23 protein-coding genes are annotated in these 22,469 nt (G+C 72.1%); 7 read left to right on the forward strand and 16 right to left on the reverse strand.

Translation table 11 applies throughout. The features are described 5' to 3' along the window. Positions 1–144: 144 nt before the first annotated feature. The 3 genes from ABFX81_RS05920 to ABFX81_RS05930 all read right to left on the reverse strand — a co-directional run bounded on the left by ABFX81_RS05920 (position 145) and on the right by ABFX81_RS05930 (position 1,341). A complete protein-coding gene (locus tag ABFX81_RS05920; RefSeq protein ID WP_346137706.1) occupies positions 145–276 on the reverse strand; it encodes a hypothetical protein in 132 nt (43 codons plus the stop codon). After that, positions 246–371 carry a hypothetical protein gene (locus ABFX81_RS05925; RefSeq protein WP_346137707.1) on the reverse strand — a complete coding sequence of 42 codons (126 nt, stop codon included), beginning with the start codon at positions 369–371 and terminating at the stop codon, positions 246–248. The genes ABFX81_RS05920 and ABFX81_RS05925 overlap by 31 nt, the downstream gene beginning before the upstream one ends. 85 nt (positions 372–456) lie before the next feature. Then, positions 457–1,341: a LysR family transcriptional regulator gene (locus ABFX81_RS05930; protein ID WP_346137708.1), complete on the reverse strand. Its 885-nt coding sequence runs from the start codon at positions 1,339–1,341 to the stop codon at positions 457–459. A gap of 119 nt (positions 1,342–1,460) precedes the next feature. Between ABFX81_RS05930 and ABFX81_RS05935 the strand changes: the two genes are divergently transcribed. The 5 genes from ABFX81_RS05935 to ABFX81_RS05955 all read left to right on the forward strand — a co-directional run bounded on the left by ABFX81_RS05935 (position 1,461) and on the right by ABFX81_RS05955 (position 6,613). Then, positions 1,461–2,129 carry a succinate dehydrogenase gene (locus ABFX81_RS05935; protein ID WP_346137777.1) on the forward strand — a complete coding sequence of 223 codons (669 nt, stop codon included), beginning with the start codon at positions 1,461–1,463 and terminating at the stop codon, positions 2,127–2,129. Between the two features lies 1 nt (position 2,130). Continuing rightward, positions 2,131–4,077, forward strand: coding sequence for a fumarate reductase/succinate dehydrogenase flavoprotein subunit (locus tag ABFX81_RS05940; protein WP_346137709.1), 1,947 nt, complete (start codon positions 2,131–2,133; stop codon positions 4,075–4,077). Beyond that, entirely contained in the window at positions 4,074–4,823 is a 750-nt protein-coding gene (locus ABFX81_RS05945; RefSeq protein WP_086854413.1) for a succinate dehydrogenase/fumarate reductase iron-sulfur subunit, read from the forward strand. Before ABFX81_RS05940 ends, ABFX81_RS05945 begins: the two co-directional genes overlap by 4 nt. Before the next feature lie 207 nt (positions 4,824–5,030). Next, positions 5,031–5,798 carry a GNAT family N-acyltransferase gene (locus ABFX81_RS05950; RefSeq protein ID WP_086854412.1) on the forward strand — a complete coding sequence of 256 codons (768 nt, stop codon included), beginning with the start codon at positions 5,031–5,033 and terminating at the stop codon, positions 5,796–5,798. Beyond that, positions 5,798–6,613, forward strand: coding sequence for a 1-acyl-sn-glycerol-3-phosphate acyltransferase (locus ABFX81_RS05955; RefSeq protein WP_086854411.1), 816 nt, complete (start codon positions 5,798–5,800; stop codon positions 6,611–6,613). The genes ABFX81_RS05950 and ABFX81_RS05955 overlap by 1 nt, the downstream gene beginning before the upstream one ends. A gap of 163 nt (positions 6,614–6,776) precedes the next feature. On the opposite strand, the gene ABFX81_RS05960 is transcribed toward ABFX81_RS05955, so the two are convergent. Further along, positions 6,777–9,134, reverse strand: coding sequence for an ATP-binding cassette domain-containing protein (locus tag ABFX81_RS05960; RefSeq protein ID WP_086854410.1), 2,358 nt, complete (start codon positions 9,132–9,134; stop codon positions 6,777–6,779). A gap of 11 nt (positions 9,135–9,145) precedes the next feature. Next, the gene (locus ABFX81_RS05965; RefSeq protein WP_086854409.1) at positions 9,146–10,144 is read right to left on the reverse strand and encodes an MsnO8 family LLM class oxidoreductase; all 999 of its coding nucleotides are present in this window, start codon (positions 10,142–10,144) and stop codon (positions 9,146–9,148) included. A 145-nt stretch (positions 10,145–10,289) separates the two neighbouring features. Between ABFX81_RS05965 and ABFX81_RS05970 the strand changes: the two genes are divergently transcribed. Continuing rightward, on the forward strand, positions 10,290–11,021 hold the full coding sequence (locus tag ABFX81_RS05970; protein ID WP_086854408.1) for a DNA polymerase beta superfamily protein: 732 nt from the start codon (positions 10,290–10,292) through the stop codon (positions 11,019–11,021). Here ABFX81_RS05970 and ABFX81_RS05975 read toward each other — a convergent pair. From ABFX81_RS05975 to ABFX81_RS05995, 5 genes are all read right to left on the reverse strand, one after another. Beyond that, positions 10,964–12,136, reverse strand: a complete 1,173-nt coding sequence (locus ABFX81_RS05975; RefSeq protein WP_086854407.1) for a GTP-binding protein — start codon at positions 12,134–12,136, stop codon at positions 10,964–10,966. The two genes, ABFX81_RS05970 and ABFX81_RS05975, sit on opposite strands and share 58 nt — an antisense overlap. Before the next feature lie 4 nt (positions 12,137–12,140). Further along, complete coding sequence (gene rpmF / locus ABFX81_RS05980; protein ID WP_086854406.1) at positions 12,141–12,311, reverse strand: 50S ribosomal protein L32; 171 nt, start codon at positions 12,309–12,311, stop codon at positions 12,141–12,143. Positions 12,312–12,413: 102 nt separating this feature from the next. Then, the gene (locus ABFX81_RS05985; protein WP_086854405.1) at positions 12,414–14,009 is read right to left on the reverse strand and encodes a sodium:solute symporter family transporter; all 1,596 of its coding nucleotides are present in this window, start codon (positions 14,007–14,009) and stop codon (positions 12,414–12,416) included. Next, on the reverse strand, positions 14,003–14,449 hold the full coding sequence (locus ABFX81_RS05990; protein ID WP_086854404.1) for a DUF485 domain-containing protein: 447 nt from the start codon (positions 14,447–14,449) through the stop codon (positions 14,003–14,005). The genes ABFX81_RS05985 and ABFX81_RS05990 overlap by 7 nt, the downstream gene beginning before the upstream one ends. A gap of 378 nt (positions 14,450–14,827) precedes the next feature. Further along, complete coding sequence (locus tag ABFX81_RS05995; RefSeq protein WP_346137710.1) at positions 14,828–16,036, reverse strand: right-handed parallel beta-helix repeat-containing protein; 1,209 nt, start codon at positions 16,034–16,036, stop codon at positions 14,828–14,830. Between the two features lie 180 nt (positions 16,037–16,216). On the opposite strand from ABFX81_RS05995, the gene ABFX81_RS06000 reads away from it, so the two are divergent. Continuing rightward, positions 16,217–16,711 carry a phosphatase domain-containing protein gene (locus tag ABFX81_RS06000; protein ID WP_193508448.1) on the forward strand — a complete coding sequence of 165 codons (495 nt, stop codon included), beginning with the start codon at positions 16,217–16,219 and terminating at the stop codon, positions 16,709–16,711. 270 nt (positions 16,712–16,981) lie between these two features. Here ABFX81_RS06000 and ABFX81_RS06005 read toward each other — a convergent pair whose 3' ends face one another. From ABFX81_RS06005 to ABFX81_RS06030, 6 genes are all read right to left on the reverse strand, one after another. After that, positions 16,982–17,197, reverse strand: a complete 216-nt coding sequence (locus tag ABFX81_RS06005) for a dodecin (protein WP_150484436.1) — start codon at positions 17,195–17,197, stop codon at positions 16,982–16,984. A 127-nt stretch (positions 17,198–17,324) separates the two neighbouring features. Further along, entirely contained in the window at positions 17,325–18,287 is a 963-nt protein-coding gene (egtD, locus tag ABFX81_RS06010) for an L-histidine N(alpha)-methyltransferase (protein WP_346137711.1), read from the reverse strand. Next, positions 18,284–19,075 carry an ergothioneine biosynthesis protein EgtC gene (gene egtC / locus ABFX81_RS06015; RefSeq protein ID WP_086852834.1) on the reverse strand — a complete coding sequence of 264 codons (792 nt, stop codon included), beginning with the start codon at positions 19,073–19,075 and terminating at the stop codon, positions 18,284–18,286. Before egtC ends, egtD begins: the two co-directional genes overlap by 4 nt. Beyond that, positions 19,075–20,412 carry an ergothioneine biosynthesis protein EgtB gene (gene egtB / locus ABFX81_RS06020; RefSeq protein ID WP_086852837.1) on the reverse strand — a complete coding sequence of 446 codons (1,338 nt, stop codon included), beginning with the start codon at positions 20,410–20,412 and terminating at the stop codon, positions 19,075–19,077. The genes egtC and egtB overlap by 1 nt, the downstream gene beginning before the upstream one ends. Next, positions 20,409–21,722 (reverse strand): ergothioneine biosynthesis glutamate--cysteine ligase EgtA, encoded by a 1,314-nt coding sequence (egtA, locus tag ABFX81_RS06025; RefSeq protein WP_086852840.1) that lies wholly within the window; start codon positions 21,720–21,722, stop codon positions 20,409–20,411. The genes egtB and egtA overlap by 4 nt, the downstream gene beginning before the upstream one ends. A 254-nt stretch (positions 21,723–21,976) precedes the next feature. Further along, positions 21,977–22,423, reverse strand: a complete 447-nt coding sequence (locus tag ABFX81_RS06030; protein WP_086852842.1) for a type II toxin-antitoxin system PemK/MazF family toxin — start codon at positions 22,421–22,423, stop codon at positions 21,977–21,979. Positions 22,424–22,469 lie beyond the last annotated feature (46 nt).

The raw sequence follows: 22,469 nt of genomic DNA on the forward strand, positions 1-22,469 counted from the left end.
CCGGGCGAGGCGGTCCGCTTCGACCTGGCCACGTTGTGGCGAACAGGCCCGGACCTCGCCGGAGCGGACACGGGCCGCCGCGGTCGCACGCCCGGCGGGGACCGCGGCCGCCACCGGGTGACGCGGCCGAGCGGGGCCGGCCGGTCACTGCGCGGCCCGGACGGCCGCTCCCGCGGAGGCGAGGTCCAGGTCGACGGCGACCTCCTCGCCCTCCCAGCGGCCGCGTTCCGTGATCGCGAGACCGATCAGCGCCAGCTCGGCGGCACCGTCACGCACGCGTACCGCTCGGGCGTCTCCTCTCCCGGCGCGTCGTTCTCCTCGCGCTCCCACGCGGCCACCGCCGCCTCGGCCAGTGCCCTCGGCAGCCGCACCGTGACCCGGTCGGTCTGCGTCGCGACGTGGGTCCCGATCGCCGCTTCAGGGTGCGGCGAATGTCCGGCCCCTACAGGGGGCTGCTCACCGCTCCAGCAGCATCCGCTGCAACTCCCTCGCGGCCCGTGGCGGAGCCACATCGCTGCGGTGTGCGAGGGCGATCGTGCGGTGCAGGCCGGGCCGGGCCAGCGGCGTGACCCGCAGTCCGCGCCCGGACCGCGCGGCCACCATGCGCGGTACGACGGCCACCCCCAGCCCCGCCCGCACGAACCCCAGCACCGCGTCCATCTCCCCGCCCTCCACCGCGAAGTCCGGCTCGAACCCCTCGGCGCGACACGCGGCCACGGTCAGTTCCCGCAGGTCATAGCCGTGCCGGAACATCACAAGGCGCTCGCCCTCCAGGTCGGCGACGCGCACGGTACGCCGCCCCCGGCCGGGCTTCGGCGCGTCGGGGGAGGAGACCACGACGAGATCCTCCCGCAGCAGTTCCACCGTGGTCAGCGCCGGGGACGGCGTCGGCAGGGGCAGCACCACCAGGGCGAGATCCAGCGCGCCGCGTGCCAGCTCCCGCACCAGGTCGTGCGAACCGCCCTCCTCGATCAGGAGCTGGATGCCCGGGTAGCGGTCGTGGAAGGCGCGCAGCACGTCCGGCAGCAGGCCCGTGCACAGGCTGGGCGTGGCACCGAGCCGCACCCGCCCCCGGCGCAGCTGCACCAGCTCCAGCACCTCGTGCCGGGCCGTGTCCGCATCCGCCAGGATGCGCCGGGCCAGGGGGAGCAGGGCCTCCCCGGCGTCCGTGAGCGAGATGTTGCCCCGGGCCCGCAGGAACAGATCCGCGCCCAGCTCCCGCTCCAGCGCCTTGATCTGCTGCGACAGCGACGGCTGCGCGACATGGACCAGATCGGCGGCCCGGGTGAAGTGCCGGGTCTCGGCGACGGCCACGAAGTACTGGAGCTGCTGGAACTGCATACTCGTACGATAGCCCCAGCCTATGGAATCAAGCCGGACCATGTCTTGGACCGATCGGCTCCGTGTCCGTAGCGTGCTGTGCCATGGCTCTGGCAACGCGGACGGGCCGACGGCCGTCCATGGCACGCACCGTGTGGGACTCCACCCTCGGCAAGAAGACCGTGATGGCGGTCAGCGGGCTGATCATGCTGCTGTACCTGGTCGTCCACATGATCGGAAACCTGAAGATCTTCTTCGGGGCCGGCGAGTTCGACCACTACGCCCACTGGCTGCGCACCGTCGGCGAGCCGTTCATGCACTACGAGTGGACGCTCTGGCTGGTCCGGATCGTGCTGGTGGCCGCCGTCGTGGCCCACGCCGTGTCCGCGTACCAGCTCAGCCGCCGCGACATCAGGGCGCGGCCCAGCAAGTACGTGCACAAGAAGCCGCGCGCGAGCTACGCGACGCGGACCATGCGGTGGGGCGGGGTCATCCTCGGGCTGTTCATCGTCTGGCACATCCTGGACCTCACGACCGGCACCGTGCACCCCGGCTTCCGGCCCGGCCACCCGTACCAGAACGTCCTCGACACCTTCTCCACCTGGTACGGCAACGTCATCTACATCGTCGCGGTGCTCGCGCTCGGCCTGCACGTGCGGCACGGCTTCTGGAGCGCCGCCCAGACCCTCGGCGCCGGCAGCCGCACCCGCGACCGGGCCCTGAAGACCGTCGCCGACGTCCTCGCGCTGCTGCTCACGGCCGGGTTCATCGCCGTACCCGTGGGCGTCATGACCGGAGTGGTGAGCTGACATGACCTACACCGACTACGCGACCGGCGAACCGGTCACCGACACCAAGGCGCCGAAGGGCCCCGTCAACGAGCGCTGGGACAAGCGCCGCTTCGAGGCCAAGCTGGTCAACCCCGCCAACCGGCGCAAGCACACCGTCATCGTCGTCGGCACCGGCCTCGCCGGCGGCTCCGCCGGGGCCACCCTCGCCGAACAGGGCTACCACGTCGTCCAGTTCTGCTACCAGGACTCCCCGCGCCGCGCCCACTCCATCGCCGCGCAGGGCGGCATCAACGCGGCGAAGAACTACCGCAACGACGGCGACTCCATCCACCGGCTGTTCTACGACACCGTCAAGGGCGGTGACTTCCGGGCCCGCGAGTCCAACGTCCACCGGCTCGCACAGATCTCCGTCGAGATCATCGACCAGTGCGTGGCACAGGGCGTGCCGTTCGCCCGCGAGTACGGCGGCCTGCTGGACACCCGCTCCTTCGGCGGCGTCCAGGTGTCGCGGACCTTCTACGCCCGTGGCCAGACGGGACAGCAACTGCTGCTGGGCGCCTACCAGGCCCTCAGCCGGCAGATCGCCGCGGGGAACATCGAGATGCACCCGCGTACGGAGATGCTCGACCTGATCGTCGTCGACGGGCGGGCGCGCGGGATCGTGGCCCGGGACCTCGTCACCGGCAAAATCGACACGTACTTCGCGGACGCCGTCGTACTCGCCAGCGGTGGCTACGGCAACGTCTTCTACCTGTCGACGAACGCCATGAACTCCAACGCGACCGCGATCTGGCGGGCGCACCGGCGCGGCGCCTACTTCGCCAACCCCTGCTTCACCCAGATCCACCCCACCTGCATCCCGCGCACCGGCGAGCACCAGTCCAAGCTGACGCTGATGAGCGAGTCGCTGCGCAACGACGGCCGCATCTGGGTGCCGAAGGCCAAGGGCGACGACCGCCCGCCCAACGAGATCCCCGAGGACGAGCGCGACTACTACCTGGAGCGCATCTATCCGTCCTTCGGCAACCTGGTGCCGCGTGACATCGCCTCCCGCGCCGCGAAGAACGTCTGCGACGAGGGCAGGGGCGTCGGACCCGGCGGGCAGGGCGTCTACCTCGACTTCGCCGACGCCATCGAGCGCATGGGCCGGGAGGCCGTCGAGGCCAAGTACGGCAACCTCTTCGACATGTACCAGCGGATCACCGACGAGGATCCGTACCGGGTGCCCATGCGGATCTACCCCGCCGTGCACTACACGATGGGCGGCCTGTGGGTCGACTACGACCTCCAGACCACCATTCCCGGCCTGTTCGCGATCGGCGAGGCCAACTTCTCCGACCACGGGGCCAACCGGCTCGGCGCCTCCGCGCTGATGCAGGGACTGGCCGACGGCTACTTCGTGCTCCCGGCGACCATCAACGACTACCTCGCCCGAAACCCGCACAAGGACCGGGTCGACGCCGGCCACCCAGTAGTCCAGGAAGTGCTGGCCGAGACCGAGGACCGGCTCAACCTGCTGCTGTCCGTCGACGGCGACCGCACGCCCGACTCCTTCCACCGCGAGGTCGGCGAGCTCATGTGGGAGTTCTGCGGCATGGCCCGCACCGACTCGGGGCTGCGCAAGGCGCTGGAGCGCATCCCGCAGATCCGTGAGGAGTTCTGGCGGCGCGTCAAGGTGCCCGGCACCGGCGAGGAGTTCAACCAGTCCCTGGAGAAGGCCAACCGCGTCGTCGACTACCTGGAGCTGGCCGAGCTGATGTGTCTCGACGCGCTGCACCGCGGCGAGTCCTGCGGCGGCCACTTCCGCGAGGAGTCCCAGACTCCCGACGGCGAGGCCGACCGGAAGGACGAGGAGTTCGCTTACGCGGCCGCCTGGGAGTTCAACGGCACCGGCGAGGCTCCGACCCTGCACAAGGAAGACCTGGTCTTCGAGTACGTCCACCCCACCCAGCGGAGCTACGCATGAAGCTCACCCTGCGCGTCTGGCGGCAGAAGAACGCCGACGCCGAAGGCGCCATGTCCACGTACGAGGTGGACGGCATCTCCTCCGACATGTCCTTCCTGGAGATGCTCGACACCCTCAACGAGGAGCTCATCCTCAAGGGCGAGGACCCGGTCGCCTTCGACCACGACTGCCGCGAGGGCATCTGCGGTGCCTGCTCGCTCGTGATCAACGGCGATGCGCACGGGCCCGAGCGCACGACCACCTGCCAGCTGCACATGAGGTCGTTCCAGGACGGCGACACGATCGACATCGAGCCGTGGAGGGCGTCCGCGTTCCCGGTGATCAAGGACCTGGTCGTCGACCGTTCGGCGTTCGACCGGATCATCCAGGCCGGCGGGTACATCACCGCGCCGACCGGTGCGGCTCCCGAGGCACATGCCACGCCGGTGCCGAAGCCGGACGCCGACTTCGCCTTCGAACACGCCGAGTGCATCGGCTGCGGAGCGTGTGTCGCCGCGTGCCCGAACGGCGCGGCGATGCTGTTCACGTCCGCCAAGGTCAACCACCTGAACGTACTGCCGCAGGGCGCGCCCGAGCGCGAGACGCGCGTGCTGGACATGGTGGCGCAGATGGACGAGGAGGGCTTCGGCGGATGCACCCTCACGGGAGAGTGCGCCACGGCCTGCCCCAAGGGCATTCCGCTCATGTCCATCACCGGCATGAACAAGGAGTGGCTGCGCGCCACGCGGAAGGTGAGCAAGCGGTAGGTCCGGGCAGGTAGAAGCGTTCGCCGTCTGGTGCGGACGGGCGGGGCCGGTTGGTGCTCACCGGCCCCGTCTCGCCTTTCCGGGCTCCAGGCATTCAACATCCCGGCATCCGCGCTCCCGGCACTGGTCACGCGAAGGTCAGGCGGCATGGGCACAACAGTGACGGCGGCACCGTTCGCCGCCCCCGGCCCGTGACCAGGAGAAGCCATGACCGGCGTACTGACCGTCGACCGCCCCGCGCAGCCCACGGCCCCCACCCGCTACACCGTCGCCCTCGCCCGGAGCGAGGAGGACGTGCGTGCCGCGCAGCGGCTGCGGCACGACGTCTTCGCCGGGGAGCTGGGCGCCCTGCTGGCCGGCTCGCAACCCGGGCTGGACGTCGACCCGTTCGACGCGTACTGCGACCACCTGCTCGTCCGCGAGGAGACGACCGGCCAGGTCGTCGGCACCTACCGGCTGCTGCCGCCGGAGCGTGCGGCCGTCGCCGGACGCCTGTACTCCGAGAGCGAGTTCGACCTGAGCTCCCTCGCCGGGATCCGGCCGGAGCTCGTCGAGGTCGGCCGTTCCTGCGTGCACCCCGACCACCGCGACGGCGCGGTCATCAGCCTCATCTGGGCCGGTATCGCCCGCTACATGGTCGACCGGGGCCACGAGTGGCTCGCCGGCTGCTGCTCCGTCCCGCTCGCGGACGGCGGCACCGTGGCCTCCGCCACCTGGGACCGGGTGAACGCCAAGCACCTGTCGCCGCAGGAGTACCGCGTGCGGCCGCTGCTGCCGTGGGTCCCGGGCCCGGTGCCCGCCGCCCGCGTCGAACTGCCCGCCCTGCTGCGCGGCTACCTGCGCCTCGGCGCCTGGGTGTGCGGGGAACCGGCCCACGACCCGGACTTCGGCGTCGCCGACCTGTACGTGCTGCTGCCGATGAGCCGGATCAACGCGCGCTACCTGCGGCACTTCCTGTCCCTCGTCCCCGCCTGATGAGCGCCTGGCTGCCCACCGCGCCCTGCACACCGCGGGCCTGTGTCGAGGCGCCGGCGGCGGTGACGGCGCGTGCCGTGCCGCGTGCCGTGCTGCGGCTCACCGGGGTCGTCCTGCTGCTGCTCGCGGGGATCGCGCTGTCGCCGCTCGGCGCTCGGATACCGGCGTCCCTGATCCGGCGGTGGTGCCAGTGGATCGTGCGGGCCGCGGGGATCCGGGTCCGCGTCACCGGCGCCGCCGCCCCCAGCGGCGGACTGCTGCTGGTCGCCAACCACATCTCCTGGCTGGACGTACCGCTGCTCGCCGCCGTGCGCCCCGCCCGGATGCTGGCCAAGACCGAGGTACGGAGGTGGCCCGTCGCCGGGCCGCTGGCTGCCCGCGGCGGCACCCTGTTCATCGACCGGGACCGGCTGCGGTCCCTCCCGGACACCGTCGCCCGGATCGCCCGGGCCCTGCGCGAGGGCTCCGCCGTGGCGGCCTTCCCCGAGGGCAGCACCTGGTGCGGCCGGGCCCAGGGCACCTTTCGCCGGGCCGTCTTCCAGGCCGCCCTCGACGCCGGGGTGCCGGTCCAGCCGGTCCGGATCCGCTACCGGCTCACCGGCGGAACCACCACCACCGCCCCCGCGTTCGTCGGCGACGACACCCTGCTCGCCTCACTGTGGCGCGTGGCGACGGCCCGTGGCCTGGTCGCGGAGGTCGAGATCCGCGCCCCCATCCCCCCGGGCACCCACTCCGACCGCCGCTCCCTGGCCCATTCCGTCCAACCCCAGGAGACGGCGGCGCCGGCGTGGACGCACACGGTGCTGGTGGCGTAGGGGGCGCATACCGGTCCGGCGGTGGTGCCGTGTCCGGCCCGCAGCGGGCTCGGTGGGCGGAACACCCTGGCGCTCGCCGCGACCGGCCCCGGCGGCGGCTCGGGCGAGAGCGGCGTGCCGAGGCTGTTCCCCTTGGGCCGCCGCGTTGGGCCGGTTCCTGGCCTCAGCCGGCCCCGGACAGCGTGCGGGCGAGATACGGCGCTGTCCTGCTCGGCCCGGACCGCGCCACCTCCGCCGGCGGTCCCGCCGCCACGATCCGGCCGCCCGCGTCGCCGCCGCCCGGGCCGAGGTCGATGACCCAGTCCGCGCCCGCGACGACGGACATGTCGTGCTCGACGACGATCACCGTGTGCCCGGCGTCGACGAGGCCGTGCAGCTGGCGCATCAGGACGTCCACGTCGGCCGGGTGGAGGCCGGTCGTGGGCTCGTCGAGGAGGTAGAGCGTGTGGCCGCGCCGGCCGCGCTGGAGTTCGCTCGCCAGCTTGATGCGCTGGGCCTCGCCGCCGGAGAGCTCGGTCGCGGGCTGGCCGAGGCGGAGGTAGCCCAGGCCCACGTCGAGCAGCGTGCCGAGGCTGCGGGCGACGGCCGGGGTGTCCGCGAAGAACTCCGCCGCGCTCTCCACCGTCAGGTCCAGCACCTGCGCGATGTTCCGCCCCCGGTACGTCACCTCCAGCGTCTGAGGGTTGTACCGGGCCCCGCCGCAGTCCGGGCAGGGCGCGTACGTGCTCGGCAGGAACAGCAGCTCCACGCTGACGAACCCCTCGCCCTGGCAGGTCTCGCAGCGCCCGCCCGCCACGTTGAAGGAGAACCGGCCGACGCCGAAGCCCCGCGCGCGTGCCCCGTCGGTCGCCGCGAACACCTTGCGCACGACGTCGAAGAGGCCGGTGTAGGTGGCGAGGTTCGAGCGCGGGGTGCGTCCGATCGGCTTCTGGTCGACCGAGACCAGCCGGCCCACTCCGGCCGTGTCCTGCGTGATCTCCCCGATGAGCGTGGACTTGCCGGAGCCGGACACCCCGGTGACCGCGGTGAACGCCCCGAGCGGGAACTCGGCGGACACCCCCCGCAGGTTGTGCCGGGTGACCGGCCCGGTCTTCAGCCACCCGCTCGGCTCGCGCACCTCGCGCGCGGGGGCGGGGGAGTCGTCGAACAGGTAGCGGGCCGTCGCCGACTCCTCCACGGCCGCCAGCCCGGCGACCGGGCCGCTGTGCAGCACCCGCCCGCCGTGCTCGCCCGCGTGCGGGCCCACGTCGACCAGCCAGTCGGCCCCGCGGACCACATCGAGGTGGTGCTCCACCACGAACACCGAGTTCCCGGCCGCCTTCAGCCGCTCCAGCACGACGAGCAGCGCCTCGGTGTCCGCCGGGTGCAGTCCCGCCGACGGCTCGTCGAGGACGTAGACGACCCCGAACAGGCCGGAGCGCAGCTGGGTGGCGAGGCGCAGGCGTTGCAGCTCGCCCGCGGAGAGGGTGGGGGTGGACCGGTCGAGGCTGAGGTAGCCGAGGCCGAGTTCGACGATCGGCGCGATACGGGACGTGAGGTCGTCGGTGAGGACCCTGGCGGTCTCCGACGTCGCGTCGAGAACGGCGGCCAGCTCCATCAGCGGCAACGCCGCCAGCTCGGCGATGGTCCGGCCGCCGAACGTCACCGCGAGCGCCTCGGGCCGCAGCCGGCTGCCACCGCACGCCGGGCAGGGCGCGCTGGTGAGGAACCGCTCGGCCTTCGAACGCAGGGCCGGGCTCTTGGAGTCCGAGAACGTCTTCATCACATACCGCCGGGCGCTCACGTACGTGCCCTGGTACGGCCGCTGGATCCGGTCCGCGTCCCGCACCGGGTGCACGGTGACCACCGGCTGCTCGTCCGTGAACAGGATCCACTCACGCTCGCCGGCGGGCAGCTCCCGCCACGGCCGGTCCACGTCGTACCCGAGTGCGTCGAGGACGTCCCGCAGGTTCTTGCCCTGCCAGGCGCCCGGCCACGCGGCGATCGCGCCCTCGCGGATCGACAGCGACGGGTCGGGGACCAGCAGCTCCTCGCTCGTACGGTGGACCCGGCCGAGCCCATGGCACTCCGGGCAGGCCCCGGCCGCCGTGTTGGGCGAGAAGGCGTCGGAGTCGAGGCGCTCCGCCCCGGGCGGATAGGTGCCGGCCCGGGAGAACAGCATGCGCAGCGAGTTCGAGAGGTTGGTGACGGTGCCGACCGAGGAGCGCGAGGTGGGAGCCGCCCGGCGCTGCTGGAGCGAGACCGCCGGCGGCAGACCGCTGATCTCCCCGACCTTCGGCGCGCCCACCTGGTGGATCAGCCGGCGCGCGTACGGCGCGACCGACTCGAAGTAGCGCCGCTGCGCCTCCGCGTAGATCGTGCCGAACGCCAGCGACGACTTGCCCGAGCCGGACACGCCGGTGAACACGGCCAGCACGTCCCGCGGAATGTCGACGTCGACGCCCTTGAGGTTGTGCTCGCGGGCACCGCGGACACGGACGTACGGATCGTGAGGGTCGTGGGGGCCATGGGGGTCGTGCATGGGCAACGACTCTAACCGGAGGTGATCGCGGCCAGCCGCCGGTAGGAGTCCAGCAGCGCCTCGCGGTCGTACGTGCTGGTGGTGACCAGGACCTCCTGCGCGCCCGTCTCCTTCAGCACCGTCTCCAGCTCGTGCGCGACCTGCTCCTCGGTGCCGGCGATGTGGCCCGCGAGGCCGGACTCGTAGAAGCCGCGTTCCTTGCCGGTCATGGTGAGCGCCTCGACGCGCTCGGCGGGCGGCAGCGGCGGAAAGGTGCCGTGCGTGCGGGAGTACGCCATCGCCCAGGCCTCCGGGACGAGCAGCCGCCGGGCCTCCTCGGGGGTCCCGGCCACCGCGACCGTGCCGGAGACGACCACGTACGGTTCGCTCGCCCAGGGCGAGGGGCGGAAGTGCTCGCGGTAGTGATCGATGCCGCGCAGCATCTTCTCCCGGTTCCTGAAATCGCCGATGACCATGGGCAGACCCGCCCGGGCCGCGATGCCGGCGCCCTCGCCCATGGCCAGGACGAACGGCGGCACGGTCAGTCCCTCGGCGGGACGGGCGTGCACGCCGGTCGGGGAGGTGCCCCGGAACCAGCCGAGCAGCTCGCGCAGCTGGGTTTCGAAGTCCTCGGCGTCCTCCTTGTCGCGGCCCAGGGCCTTGCGCACCCCGTCCGTGAAGCCGACGGACCGCCCCAGACCCATGTCGATCCGCCCGGGGAACAGCGACTCCAGCACCCCGAACTGCTCGGCCACGACCAGCGGCCGGTGGTTGGGCAGCATCACCCCGCCCGTGCCGACCCGGATCGTCCGCGTCGCGGCGGCGACGGCGGCCGCCAGCACGGTCGGCGCGGAACCGGCGACCCCGGGAACGCCGTGGTGCTCGGAGACCCACAGCCGGTGGTACCCGAGCCCCTCCAGCTCCCCGGCCAGCCGCACGGTGTCGCGCAGCGCCTCGGGATGCGTGTGCCCCTCGCGGGTGCGGGACCGGTCGAGGACGGAGAAGCGGGTGGTGGCGATCGAGGAACTCACACCGGGTTCAACGCGTGACGGATCGTGGCATTCCCGCCGGTGCCGCCTCGCCGAAAACCCGGTGACCGCATCCCCGCACGTCAGGACAATGGACCGGCACGGCCCGGCACCGCCGGGTACAGCGCGTGAAGAGGGGGGACCGGCCATGGCCGTCGCGAACATCCTGCTGTCCGGCATCGTCGGCTCGACCGCGTACGGCCTGGCCCGTCAGGGCTCGGACATCGACCGCCTCGGCATGTTCGCCGCGCCCACCGAGGCTCTGCACGGGCTCCACACGCCGAAGGAGTCCCACGTCACCACGGCACCGGACCGCACCCTGCACGAGGCCGCCAAGTGGTGCCGGCTCGCCCTCGGCGGCAATCCGACCGCCATGGAGCTGGTGTGGCTCCCGGACGAGTTGTACGAGGTGCGTACCCCGCTGGGCGACGAACTGATCGGCATACGTACGTCGTTCCTGTGCGCGAAGCGCGTCCGGGACGCCTATCTCGGCTACGCCACCCAGCAGTTCCGCCGGCTCGAGAACCGCGGCGACGGCTCGTTCTCGGCGGACACCCGCAAGCGCACCGCGAAGCACGCCCGGCACCTGAAGAGGCTGTGCCACCAGGGCCTGTCGCTGTACTCCACCGGCCGACTGGAGATCCGCGTCGAGGACCCCGAGGAGTACCACGCCTTCGGCGAGCGCGTCGCCGCCGACCCGGCGGCCGCGCTGCCCCTGCTCAGGCACTACGAGGCCGCCTTCGACGAGACGCCCGCCGTGCTGCCCGAGCGGCCCGACGAGGCGGCCGTCGAGGCGTGGCTGCACCGGGTCCGCCGCCTCTTCTACACCGCGGAGACCGCCACGTCGTGCTCGTGCTCGCAGGCCTCGTCGATGCCGTAGGTGTCCCAGGCGGGGAACGGGTCGTCCGCCGGTACGGGCTCGCCGGGTGCCATCAGGCAGCCGGTCAGGGCGGAGTGCAGAGCCGGGGCGTCCAGCCCGGTGCCGATGAACACCAGCTCCTGCGCGAACGGGGTGTCTCCGTCCCGGGCCGCGGAGGGCTCGAAGCGGGCGACGGAGCCGGCCTGTGACCACAGGCCCGTCACCCGCGGGCGGCTCGCCAGGGTGAAGAAGCCCTTGGAGCGCAGGATCCGCCCGTACGTCCCGGTGTCCGCTTCCTCCGTGACGAACGTCCACAACCGCCCGGGGTGGAAGGGGAGTTCGGACCGGAAGACGGTGGAGGAGATGCCGTACTCCTCGGTCTCGGGGACGTGGTCGCCGTTGAGTTCCCGGACCCACCCCGGTGCCTGCTGGGCGCGTTCCAGGTCGAACAGCCGGGTGCCGAGCACCTGGCGGAGGTCCACCCGGCCGTGCGTCGCCGGGACCAGCCGAGCGGCCGGATTCAGCCGGGTCAGGGCCGCCCGCAGCCGGGCCGCCGCCTCGTCGTCGACCAGGTCGAGCTTGTTGAGGACCAGGACGTCGGCGAACTCGACCTGGTCGACGAGCAGATCGCTGACCGTGCGCTCGTCGTCCTCGTAGGGGGCGAGACCCCGCTCGGCGAGGTCGTCGCCGCTGTCCAGCTCGGCGAGGAAGTTGGCCGCGTCCACGACCGTGACCATGGTGTCCAGCAGGGCCACGTCGTCGAGGGTGGCGCCGTCGTCACGGGCGAAGGCGAAGGTGGCCGCGACGGGCATCGGCTCGGAGATCCCGGACGACTCGATGAGGAGATGGTCGAACCGGCCCTCGCGGGCCAGCCGGTCCACCTCTTCCAGGAGGTCGTCGCGGAGCGTGCAGCAGATGCAGCCGTTGGTCATCTCGACCAGGCGTTCCTCGGTCCGCGACAGGGCGGCCTCGCCGCCGCGCACCAGGGCCGCGTCGATGTTGACCTCGCTCATGTCGTTGACGATGACGGCGACGCGCAGCCCCTCGCGATTGCCGAGGACGTGGTTGAGCAGGGTGGTCTTGCCCGCCCCCAGGAATCCGGAGAGGACGGTGACGGGCAGCCGTTCGAGCGACACGGCGTCAGCCCTGGGGGCGCAGCAGCCCGCGCTCGTAGGCCTTGACCAGGTTCTGCGGTACGAGGTGACGGACGCCGTCGACGGTGACCGGGACCAGCGTCGGCGTGGCGGCCTTCCACTGGGCGCGGCGGTGACGGGTGTTGCTGCGGGACATCTTCCGCTTCGGGACAGCCATGGGACTCCTCCTCGGTGGACAGGCACCGAGGACGCTACATGAAAATGGAATCCATTAGCAATTCGCGTCCCGGGTGCCCGGACACCGATGTCCGGTGCTGCGTCAGTCGCCGGTGCCCACGAGCATCCGCACCTCGAACTCCTCGTGTGCGGTGCTGTCCTCCGCCGGGCCTTTGTCCAGCACCGTGCCGAGCCAGCCCAGCAGGAAGCCCAGGGGGATGGAGACGATGCCGGGGTTCTGGAGCGGGAACCAGGCGAAGTCGACCTCGGGGTAGAACGAGGCCGGGGCGGAGGAGACGACGGGGGAGAACACGGCGAGCAGGACGGAGCTGGCCAGACCGCCGTAGAGGCTGAGCAGCGCTCCCTTCGCGGTGAAACGGCGCCAGAAGAGGGTGTAGACGATCGTCGGCAGGATCGCGGAGGCCGCGATGGCGAAGGCGAGGAACGCCAGCGTCGCCGTGTTCGCCCCCCAGGCGACGAGGGCCAGCAGGATGCCGAGGATGCCGATGACCGCTCCCGACAGCCGGGCGACGGTCAGCTCCTCCGTCTCGCTCGCCCGGCCCTTGCGGATCACCTCGCTGTACAGGTCGTGCGCGAGGGACGAGGCCGCGGCCAGGGTCAGGCCCACCGCCACGGCGAGCAGGGTCAGATACGCCAGGCAGGTCAGCAGCGCGGTGAGGACGCTGCCGCCCAGCTCGTGCGCGAGCAGCAGGACGGAGGCGTTGCCGGTGCGGTCCGTACTCTCGATGGCGTCCCGGCCGAGGAGCGCGGTGGCGCCGAGACCGAGGATGCCGGCCCCGAAGCAGACCGCGCCGACCAGGCCGATGGCCCACACCACGGAGCGGCGCAGGACGCTGCTGCTGCGCGGGGCGAGCAGCCGCATCAGCACGTGCGGAAGGGCGGCGAGGCCGAGGACGATGGCCAGTTCGAGGCTGAGGAAGTCCAGCTTGTTGCTGACGGTGCCGCCGTAGCGCAGCCCGGGTTCGAGGAAGGTCAGACCGGTTCCGCTGCGGTCGGCGGCCCGCTCGAGCAGTGCGTTGGGGTTCCAGTCGAAGTGGTACAGCACCCAGCCCGCGGTGAACAGCACGCCCGCGATCAGCATCACGGCCTTGATGATCTGGATGACCGTCGCTCCGGGCATGCCCCCGAGGGAGGCGTACAGGATCACGAAGGTACCGATCACGGCCACGCACAGGGTGCGGGTGGTGGCGCTCGGCGCGCCGGTGAACTGCGTCAGCAGGGCGACGCTGCCGACGAGTTGGGCCACCAGGTAGAGGGTCGTGATGGCCAGGATGCAGACGGCCAGCGCCACCCGCACCGGCCGCTGCTGCCGGGGCAGGCGCAGCGCCACCGTGTCGCCCAGGGTGAACTTCCCGGTGCGTTGCAGGGGTTCGGCGATCAGCAGCAGCACCATCATCCAGGCGACGGTGGTGCCGCCGAGATACATCAGCCCGTCGTAGCCGGTCAGGGCGACCAGTCCGGTGCTGCCCAGCAGGGTGGCGGCGGACAGGTAGTCGCCGCACATGGCGAGGCCGTTGCGCAACGGCGACATGGTGCGGTTGCCGAGGTAGAACTCGCTGATCTCGTCGCGCTGGGGCGCCGTCAGCAGTGCCGTGAACAGGGTGATCACGACCACGGTCAGGAACAGTACGAACGTGAGCTGGAGACTGCTGTCGTCGATGGCGGCGATCGTCACCACGTGCGGAACCCCTTCGCGCCGTGCTGGACGGGCTGCCCGGCCCCTTGGGGCGGTGCCGACGGGCGGGTGCGGCGGTTCTCGTTCTCGTACTGCCGGGACCGCAGGCCGCGGGCGAGCGGGTCGACCCGGGTGCGCATGTGCCGGACGTAGCACCACGCGGTCACACCCATGATGACGAACTGCCCGAGACCGAGGGTGAGTCCGATCGTGAGGTGGCCGAACAGCGGCTGGTTCATCACCGCGGGCACGAAACTCGACAACAGCACATACAGCAGGAATCCGCCGACGGACAGGATCGTCGCCCGGGTGCCGAACCGGCGCTGCGCGCGACGCAGAGAGTGGAATTCGGGAAGGTCGGATATACGGGACGGCGGAGCGTGTTCGATGTGCGGAAGCGGGAATGTGGGAGTGTCATCCCGTCGCGGTGGAAATTCGGGCACAGGCGCACCTTCTTCGCTGCTACGTGCCCCGCACTCGACCCCTTCGAGTCAGTGATCTCGTCCGGTTTTCGAGCAGGGTGGAGGGATGCCGGACGCACTGTGGGGGTGCGGGCTCTGTGGGGGTCTCGTGAAACCGGAAAACTCGCTGTCCGGATTCACGCGGACGGCCTCGGGGTTCTGTGTGGAGATCCCCGACCAGCCCCGGCCACGGGTGGTGGCGAGGCTGAATGCGGAGTATGTCAGTGCGACGCTTGAGCCATCAACTGTGCGGGTCAATTGACCTCTGGATGTGGCTGGTTCACGCCACAGTCGAAGGATTGGTGATAGTGCGACGCCCGCGGGAAAGGACGGTCGGCGGCCAGTGAAGAGTACGGACCATCAGAAGCGAGCGCCGACGGCGGTGCCGGACCGGGGGACGAGGAACGCCGGTGCCTTCGGCAGCGAGCCGTCCGCCGCCCGGGAGCCGGTGAGCGGACCGGGGTCGGTGCTCAGTACCGAGGCGGCGTCCCACGTTCCGCCGAGGTTCCAGGAGTTCCCGTCGGCGACGGTCCCGGACCCGACGGCCGCCGGGCGCTGGTCCGCGACGGACAGATTGCCGGTGAGCCTGGCGGTCCCGGCCGGGACGTCGGCGTCGAAACCCGTACCGGCGTTGCCGTACGTGGAGTTGCGGCTCAGGGTGAGGGAGCCCGGGTTGCCGTTGTCGGTGAAGCCGTGCTTGGCGTTCTTGAACGAGACGCTGCCCCGGACCGTGTGGGCCACGGCCGGGGCCGGGCTGCCCCCGCCGAGTTTGAAGCCGTTCCCGTCGCCGGCGAAGTCGGGGAAGTTCCAGCGGTTGAAGCCGTTGCCGTACGCGACCGTGTTCTCGATCGTGATCGGTGAGGTGAACTTCCAGGCGTCGAAGCCGTCGTCGACGTTGTTCCACAACCGGGCGCCGCGCACCACGTTGCCCGAACCGCTGCCTTCCTTGATGGCGAGGCCGTCGGCGCTCTCGCCGTTCTTGCGGGGGTCGCGGTTGCCGTAACTGTCCAGGTTCAGTATCTGGTTGCCGCTGGAGGCGCCCTGGAGCTGGAAGCCGGACTCGTAGTTGTCGTGCGTGCTGAGGCGCGCGAAGACATTGTCGTCGCAGCCGTCGCAGTACACGCCGTACGGGCCGTTGACGATCTCCAGACCCGAGATCCGCCAGTGCGACGCCTCCATGTGGACCGCCCCGCGTTCGGCACGCGGAATGCTGCCGCCGACCGGGGTGTGGCTGGCGGGCAGTTTCTCCCCGTCGACGACCACACGCTCGCCCTGGTGGGCGGAGAGGGTGATGGGCTGGGACGCGGTCCCCGAGGTGGTGATGGTGATGTTGTCGCTGAGGGCGTACGTCCCGCCGCGCACGCTGATGATGTCGCCCGGTCGCGCCAGGTCCACCGCCCGCTGGATGGTCCTCAGCGGCCGGGCGAGCGTGCCGGGGGCGGAGTCGTTCCCGTTCGGCGCCACGACCAGGGTCGCGCCGGCGGCGGCCGCCGACCCGGCCGGCCCCGCCAGCGCCATGACCATTGCGGCCCCCGTCATCGCCACCGACCAGATCCCTGCGTTGCGCATACGGCCTCCTGTCTGTGCCTGTGCCTGTGTGGCTGTCGCAGAGCAGTGGCCGCCCGGGGGATGAAGGTTGCCGGGGTGTGGGACGGGGCCGGGCCGGGAGTCCGGGAGCGCAGGTCGGGGGAGGCTGCCGGTTGCCCGGGGCAGACGACGGGAACCGCCGGACGTCCTAGGGTGGGCAGCGTGAATGACGACCGTAGTAAGGCCCCGCTCGCCGTGTTCGACCTGGACAACACCCTCGCCGACACCGCGCACCGGCAGCGGTTCCTGGAGCGCAGGCCGCGGGACTGGGACGGCTTCTTCTCGGCGGCGCCGCAGGACCCGCCGCTCCCGGAGGGCATCGCACTGGTCAAGGAGAGCGCGCGGGAGTGCGAGATCGTCTACCTCACCGGGCGGCCCGAGCGCTGCCGGCGCGACACGCTCGACTGGCTCGCCGCGCAGGAACTGCCCGAGGGGCGGGTGTACATGCGGCGCGACGCCGATCGCCGGCCCGCCCGGTTCACCAAGCTGGAGATCCTGCGGCGGCTGGCCCGTACGCGCGAGGTCCGTGTCCTCGTGGACGACGACGAACTGGTCTGCGAGGACGCCCGGCGGGCGGGCTTCACCGTCGTACGGGCCGACTGGGCGGCCAGGTCCGCCGAGCTGAAGGTGGCGCAGGAGCGGGAAGGCCGCACCTGAGAGCACGAGGGCGTGCTCACCGCGGCCGCGCTCGTCGGCGCCGTGCTGCTCACCGGCTGTGCGAAGCCCGACCGGAGCGAGATCGTCACCTGGACGGACGAACACGGCCGGGCCCGCACGGGCGTGGCGATCGCCGACTCGCAGGTCGGCGACCGGGAGGCGAGCATCATCGACTGCGACTACCCGCCCCAGGGCGAGCGGCCGGGCCGTTCCGCCTCGGCGCCCTTGCCGGACCGAGCCGGCCGTTCGGAGGACGCCCGACTGGTCGGACTACTCGGACTCCTCCAGCCGGAAGCCCACCTTGAGCCCCACCTGCCAGTGCGCGATCTGCCCGTCCTCGAGCTGTCCGCGCACCTGCGTCACCTCGAACCAGTCCAGGTTGCGCAGGGTCGCCGATGCCCGGCCGATGCCGTTGCGGATGGCCTGGTCGACGCCGTCGGGGGAGGTGCCGACGATCTCCGTGACCCGGTAGGTGTGGTTCGACATGCCGCTGCTCCTGATTCTGTGACGGATTCTGTGACGGATGTGCCGCGCGTCACTCCACCGTGCCCCAAACGGCGGCGAAGCGCGAGACGTCGTCTCCCGCCCGCCGCCGTTGAGAGGGCCGGTGGTGTCAGCGCGCCACGCTCAGCGACAGCGCGAACCGGCCCGCCTCGTCCGTCCACCAGTGGGTCAGGTCCAGCCCCGCCGCGAACAGTTCCGCGCGCACACCCTCCTGCCGGAACTTCGCCGACACCTCGGTGCGCAGCTCCTCGCCCGCCGCGAAGTCGACGGCGAGACCGAGCGCCGGCACCTTCACCGTCTGCGCCGTACGGGAGCGCAGCCGCATCTCGATCCACTCGTGCTCGGCGTCCCACAGGGCCACGTGGTCGAACGCGGCGGGCTCGAAGTCGGCGCCGAGTTCGCGGTCGATCACGGTGAGCACGTTCTTGTTGAACGCGGCCGTCACCCCGGCCGCGTCGTCGTACGCCCGGACCAGCACCTCCTCGTCCTTGACCAGGTCCGTGCCCAGCAGCAGGGCGTCGCCCGGGGCGAGCAGGGCACGCACCGACGCCAGGAACGCGGCGCGCTCGGCGGGCAGCAGGTTGCCGATCGTGCCGCCGAGGAACGCCACCAGCCGGGGCCCCGGCGTGCCGGGCAGCGTCAGTTCCGCGGTGAAGTCGGCGATCAGCGCGTGCACGTCGAGCCCCGGCCGCTCGGCGGCGAGCGCCTGCCCGGCCTGGGTGAGGGCGCTCTCGCTGACGTCGACGGGGACGTAGGTGTGCAGGTCCGTCAGGGCGTCGAGCAGGTGCCGCGTCTTCTCGGAGGAGCCGGAGCCGAGCTCGACCAGGGTGCGGGCCCTGGTCGCCGCGGCGATGTCGCCGGAGCGAACGAGGAGGATCTCCCGTTCGGCGCGCGTCGGGTAGTACTCGGGCAGCTCGGTGATCTTCTCGAAGAGGTCGCTGCCGTGCGCGTCGTAGAACCACTTCGGCGGCAGCGTCTTGGGACGGCTGGTCAGACCCCGGTGGACGTCGGCGCGCAGCGCGGCGTCCGTGGCGTCCTCGGGCAGTGTGCGGGTGAGGCGGAACGGGCTCACGTACGGGGCTCCTCGGGGAGTGCGGGCACGAAGGCGTCGGTCGGCTCCTTGAGCGGCGTGAGCAGCACGTCCGTGCGGCTCGCCGCGAGCAGGGTGCGGTCGGGCACCTCCTGCCAGTGCGGATCGTCGTCGTAGGGCTCGGAGGCCACGACGGTGCCGCCGCCGGGCCGGGGGAGGTACCAGAGGGTGTCGCCCCAGGCGGTGGCGGTGACGGTGTCGCCGTCGGTGAGCAGGAGGTTGAGCCGGGAACCGGGGGCCGCGGCTGCGACCTCCAGGACCGTGTCGGCCAGCGCCTGGCCCTGCTCGTCGCCGTTCCTCAGCCGGGCCAGGACCAGGGCCCACACGAGCGCCGAGTCGTTGCGGGCCTCCAGCGACAGCAGGTCCTCCGGCGGCAGGCTGCGGGAGACCGGCGCGAGCGAGCCGGGCCAGCCCTTGACCGCCCCGTTGTGGCTGAACAGCCAGGTCCCCGCGGCGAACGGCGCCGCAGCGGCCTCCGCGTCCGCGCCCGACAGTGTCGCGTCCCGCACCGCGGCGAGCAGCGCGGTGGACCGTACGACCCGGGCGAGATCGGCGAACGACAGGTCCGCCCAGACCGGCCCCGCCCGGCGGTAACGGGCCGGCACCGGATCGCCCTCGGCGTACCAGCCGACGCCGAAGCCGTCGGCGTTGACCGTCCCGTACCGCTGCCGGCGGGGCGCCCAGGACTGCCGGTACAGGCTGTGCGGGGGCTCCACCAGGAGTCGGCCGAGCGGCTCGGCCGGTCCCACGTACGCCACATGACGGCACATCAGACGTCCTCCGAGCGGGCCGTGCGGAACCCGGAGAAGATCTGCCTCCGGATCGGGTAGTCCCAGTTGCGGAACGTGCCCCGGCAGGCCACCGCGTCCACGGCGAACGAACCGCCGCGCAGCACCTTGTGGTCGGACCCGAAGAAGACCTCCGAGTACTCCTTGTACGGGAACGCCCTGAACCCCGGATACGGCAGGAAGTCGCTCGCCGTCCACTCCCACACGTCACCGATCAACTGCCGTACTCCGAGCGGCGACTCACCGGCCGGGTAGCTTCCGGCGGGCGCCGGACGCAGATGCCGCTGACCGAGGTTGGCGTGCTCCGGGCCCGGGTCGGCGTCGCCCCACGGATAGCGCATGGAGCGGTCGCCGGCCGGGTCGTACCGGGCGGCCTTCTCCCACTCCGCCTCCGTGGGCAGCCGGCGTCCCGCCCAGCGGGCGTAGGCGTCGGCCTCGTACCAGCACACGTGCAGCACCGGCTCGTCCGGCGGTACGGCCTCGGTGACGCCGAACCGCCGTCGCAGCCACTGCCTGCCGTCCCGCCGCCAGAACAGCGGCGCCGAAATGGAGTTCCGGCGGATGTGGGCCCAGCCGTCCGCCGTCCACCAGCGCGGGTCGTCGTAGCCGCCGTCCTCGATGAACGCCTGGTACGCGCCGTTCGTCACGGGTGTGGTGTCGATCCGGAAGGGCGCGACCTCGCGCCGGTGGGCGGGCCGTTCGTTGTCCAGGGCCCATGGCTCGTCGGAGGTGCCCATCGTGAACGGGCCGCCCGGGACGAGGACTTCGGACGGGCCGGTGAACAGCGGCGTCGGCTCCGGGTCGGGAGCGGTGAGCGCCTGGGGGCCCCGGCGGAGCTGATGGGTGATCAGCATGGTCTCGTCATGCTGCTGTTCGTGCTGCGCGATCATCCCGAAGGCGAACCCGGCCTCCGTCAGCCGCGTCCCGTGGAAGGCGGCCGTCTCCAGCACGTCCAGCGCGCGGCCACGCACATCGGCCGCGTACGTGCGTGCCTCCACGGGCGACAGCAGGGGCAGCTTCGGCCGCTCGGCCCGCGGGTGTTCGAACGCGTCGTAGAGGCCGTCGATCTCGGGCCGTATCGCCTCGTGCCCGGCGACGGCCCGCAGCAGCCACTGCTCCTCCTGGTTGCCGATGTGCGCCAGGTCCCACACCAGCGGTGACATCAGCGGCGAGTGCTGCGCGGTCAGGTCGGGTTCCTCGACACAGCTCGTCAGCAGGGTGGTGCGGTCGCGGGCGACGACCAGCGAGGCGACCGCGCGCTCGCGGAGAACCTCCGGGTCGGCGGTTTCGGCGTCGACAGCGGGGCTGGTGTCGGTCATGGGCGCAGGTCCTTCCCGTGGGCGCGACCGTCCGTGCCGCGCTGTCGGTCGAGCAGGTCGTCGGCGGGGCAGCGGCCCCGGACGACATAGCGGTCCAGGTAGTCCGTGACGGCGTCCGTCACCTCGGGCGCGGCGCCGAGCCGGGGCAGGGCGTCCAGCGCGGCCGTGAAGCACGTGACGGCCACCTCGCGCAGCTCTGCGTCGGCCAGTCCGCTGCGGGCCGCGTCGAGCCACAGCGGATTGTGCGGCGCGGGCAGCCCCAGCGTCCGCTCGGCCAGCGGTTTCACGGCCCGGTAGGCGGTCTCGGCGGTCTCCGGGTCGTCGAACAGCGCCGCCACCACGGCCAGCGGCACGATCCAGCCGTCGTCGCCGGGCTGCGCGTCGATCATGCGCAGTTCGAGGTGGCCGCGCGGCCTGACCGGCGGGAACAGCGTCGTGACGTGGTAGTCCAGATCCTCCCGCGTGGGCGGCCGGGGGACGCCCGTGCGGATCCACTCCCGGAAGGTGAGGCCCTCCGGGACGTCCCAGGGCCCGCCGTCGCGCCGTACGCACATCACGGGCGAGTCCAGCACGTGCCGGGACCAGGCGCCGCGCGGGTCGGCGTCCAGCCGCGGTCCGCCCGCCCGGCCGGGGCCGATCCGGGTCCACACGAGCTGCCGGGTGGACAGCCAGCCGGTCGGCCGGTGACCGGCGAGCGGGGAGTTGGCGAACGCGGCCACCAGGACCGGCCCCAGATGGTGGGCCAGCCACCAGCGCCGCACGTGGCCGAGGGGCCCCGGCTCCTCGTGGCCGGCGTCCACGCACACCTGCACGGAGGCCGAGGCGCACATCATCGCGCGGCCGGAGGGGCCGGTGCGGTCGAGGCAGGTCTCCATGGCGTCGTAGCGCGGCTCGCGCAGGAACCGGCGGGGTTCGTGCCAGGGATCGTGACCGAGGCCGACCAGCGTGAGGCCGTTGTCGCGCAGGACCGCGCGGACGGCGTCGAGGTCGGCGGAGACGGTGGCGATGACTTCCGTCAGTGAGGCGGCGGGGGGCGAGCTCAGCTCCAGCTGGCCGCCGGGCTCCACGGTGAGCGCCGACCTCAGGGACAGGGGTCGCAGTGCGGCGTAGGCCGCGTCGAGTCGTTCGGGTGTGACGGGGAGCTGCGGTGCGCGCAGCTCGTGGACGAGCCATTCCACCTCGACACCGAGGCGGCGTGGCGGGCCGGTCTTGAAGCAGATGCCGCGGACCAAGGCCTCGACCTCGGCTTCGGACAGGGCGGGGTGCGGCTCGGTACAGCCACCCGCCGGTGCGGTAGATGCATCGGACATGTCGGGATCCTCCTGAGATTCCACCATGCCACCGGTTCGGGCTCTTCGGCGGCCCGGGCCGGGATCACTCGTCCCACCCAAGTCGCTCGTCCCGCTCGGCACAAGGGGGCGAACCGGGGCGTTCCAGGGCGGTCATCCGGGGCGGCCGGACGTTTCCCGGCGCTTTCCCTGGTGTTCTCCGGTGGCGAAAACCCCGTTGCACCGTACGGTGGGGGCCGTGGTGCTCCGGGGTGCGGGTCGCCTTCGGGAAGGCTTCAGCTCCAGCCGTAGCGCTCCCGCAGCCGGTGCCTGACGAGGTTGAACCGCATACGGTCCAGGGCGCAGGCCTCCCGGCGCATGCCGTCCTCGTGCAGACGCAGGACCCGGTCCACGTCGACCCACGAGTCGCGGCCCGACCGGTCCCACGGGCCGCTGCCGATCGGCACCCACTCGCGATGGCCGTCGTGCCGCTTGCTGGACAACTGCACGGCGAGGAACGTCCCCGCCGGCTCGCGGGCGACCACGAGCACCGGGCGGTCCTTGCCGCGCCCGTCGTTCTCCTCGTAGGGCACCCACGTCCAGACGATCTCGCCGGGGTCGGGGTCGCCGTCGTGCGCGGGCGAGTACTCGGTGCGCACCCGGCCCACCTCGCGCGGATCGGCCTGGACGGTGGCGGAGGGGCCGGAGCGGCCCGGGACGTTCTCATCGGTAATCGCGGTCACGGGGGCACCCTAGAGGCTGCCCCCATGGGCCCGATCACCGAGGCAT

It is taken from the genome of Streptomyces coeruleofuscus, from assembly GCF_039532725.1.
GTDB lineage: Bacteria > Actinomycetota > Actinomycetes > Streptomycetales > Streptomycetaceae > Streptomyces > Streptomyces coeruleofuscus.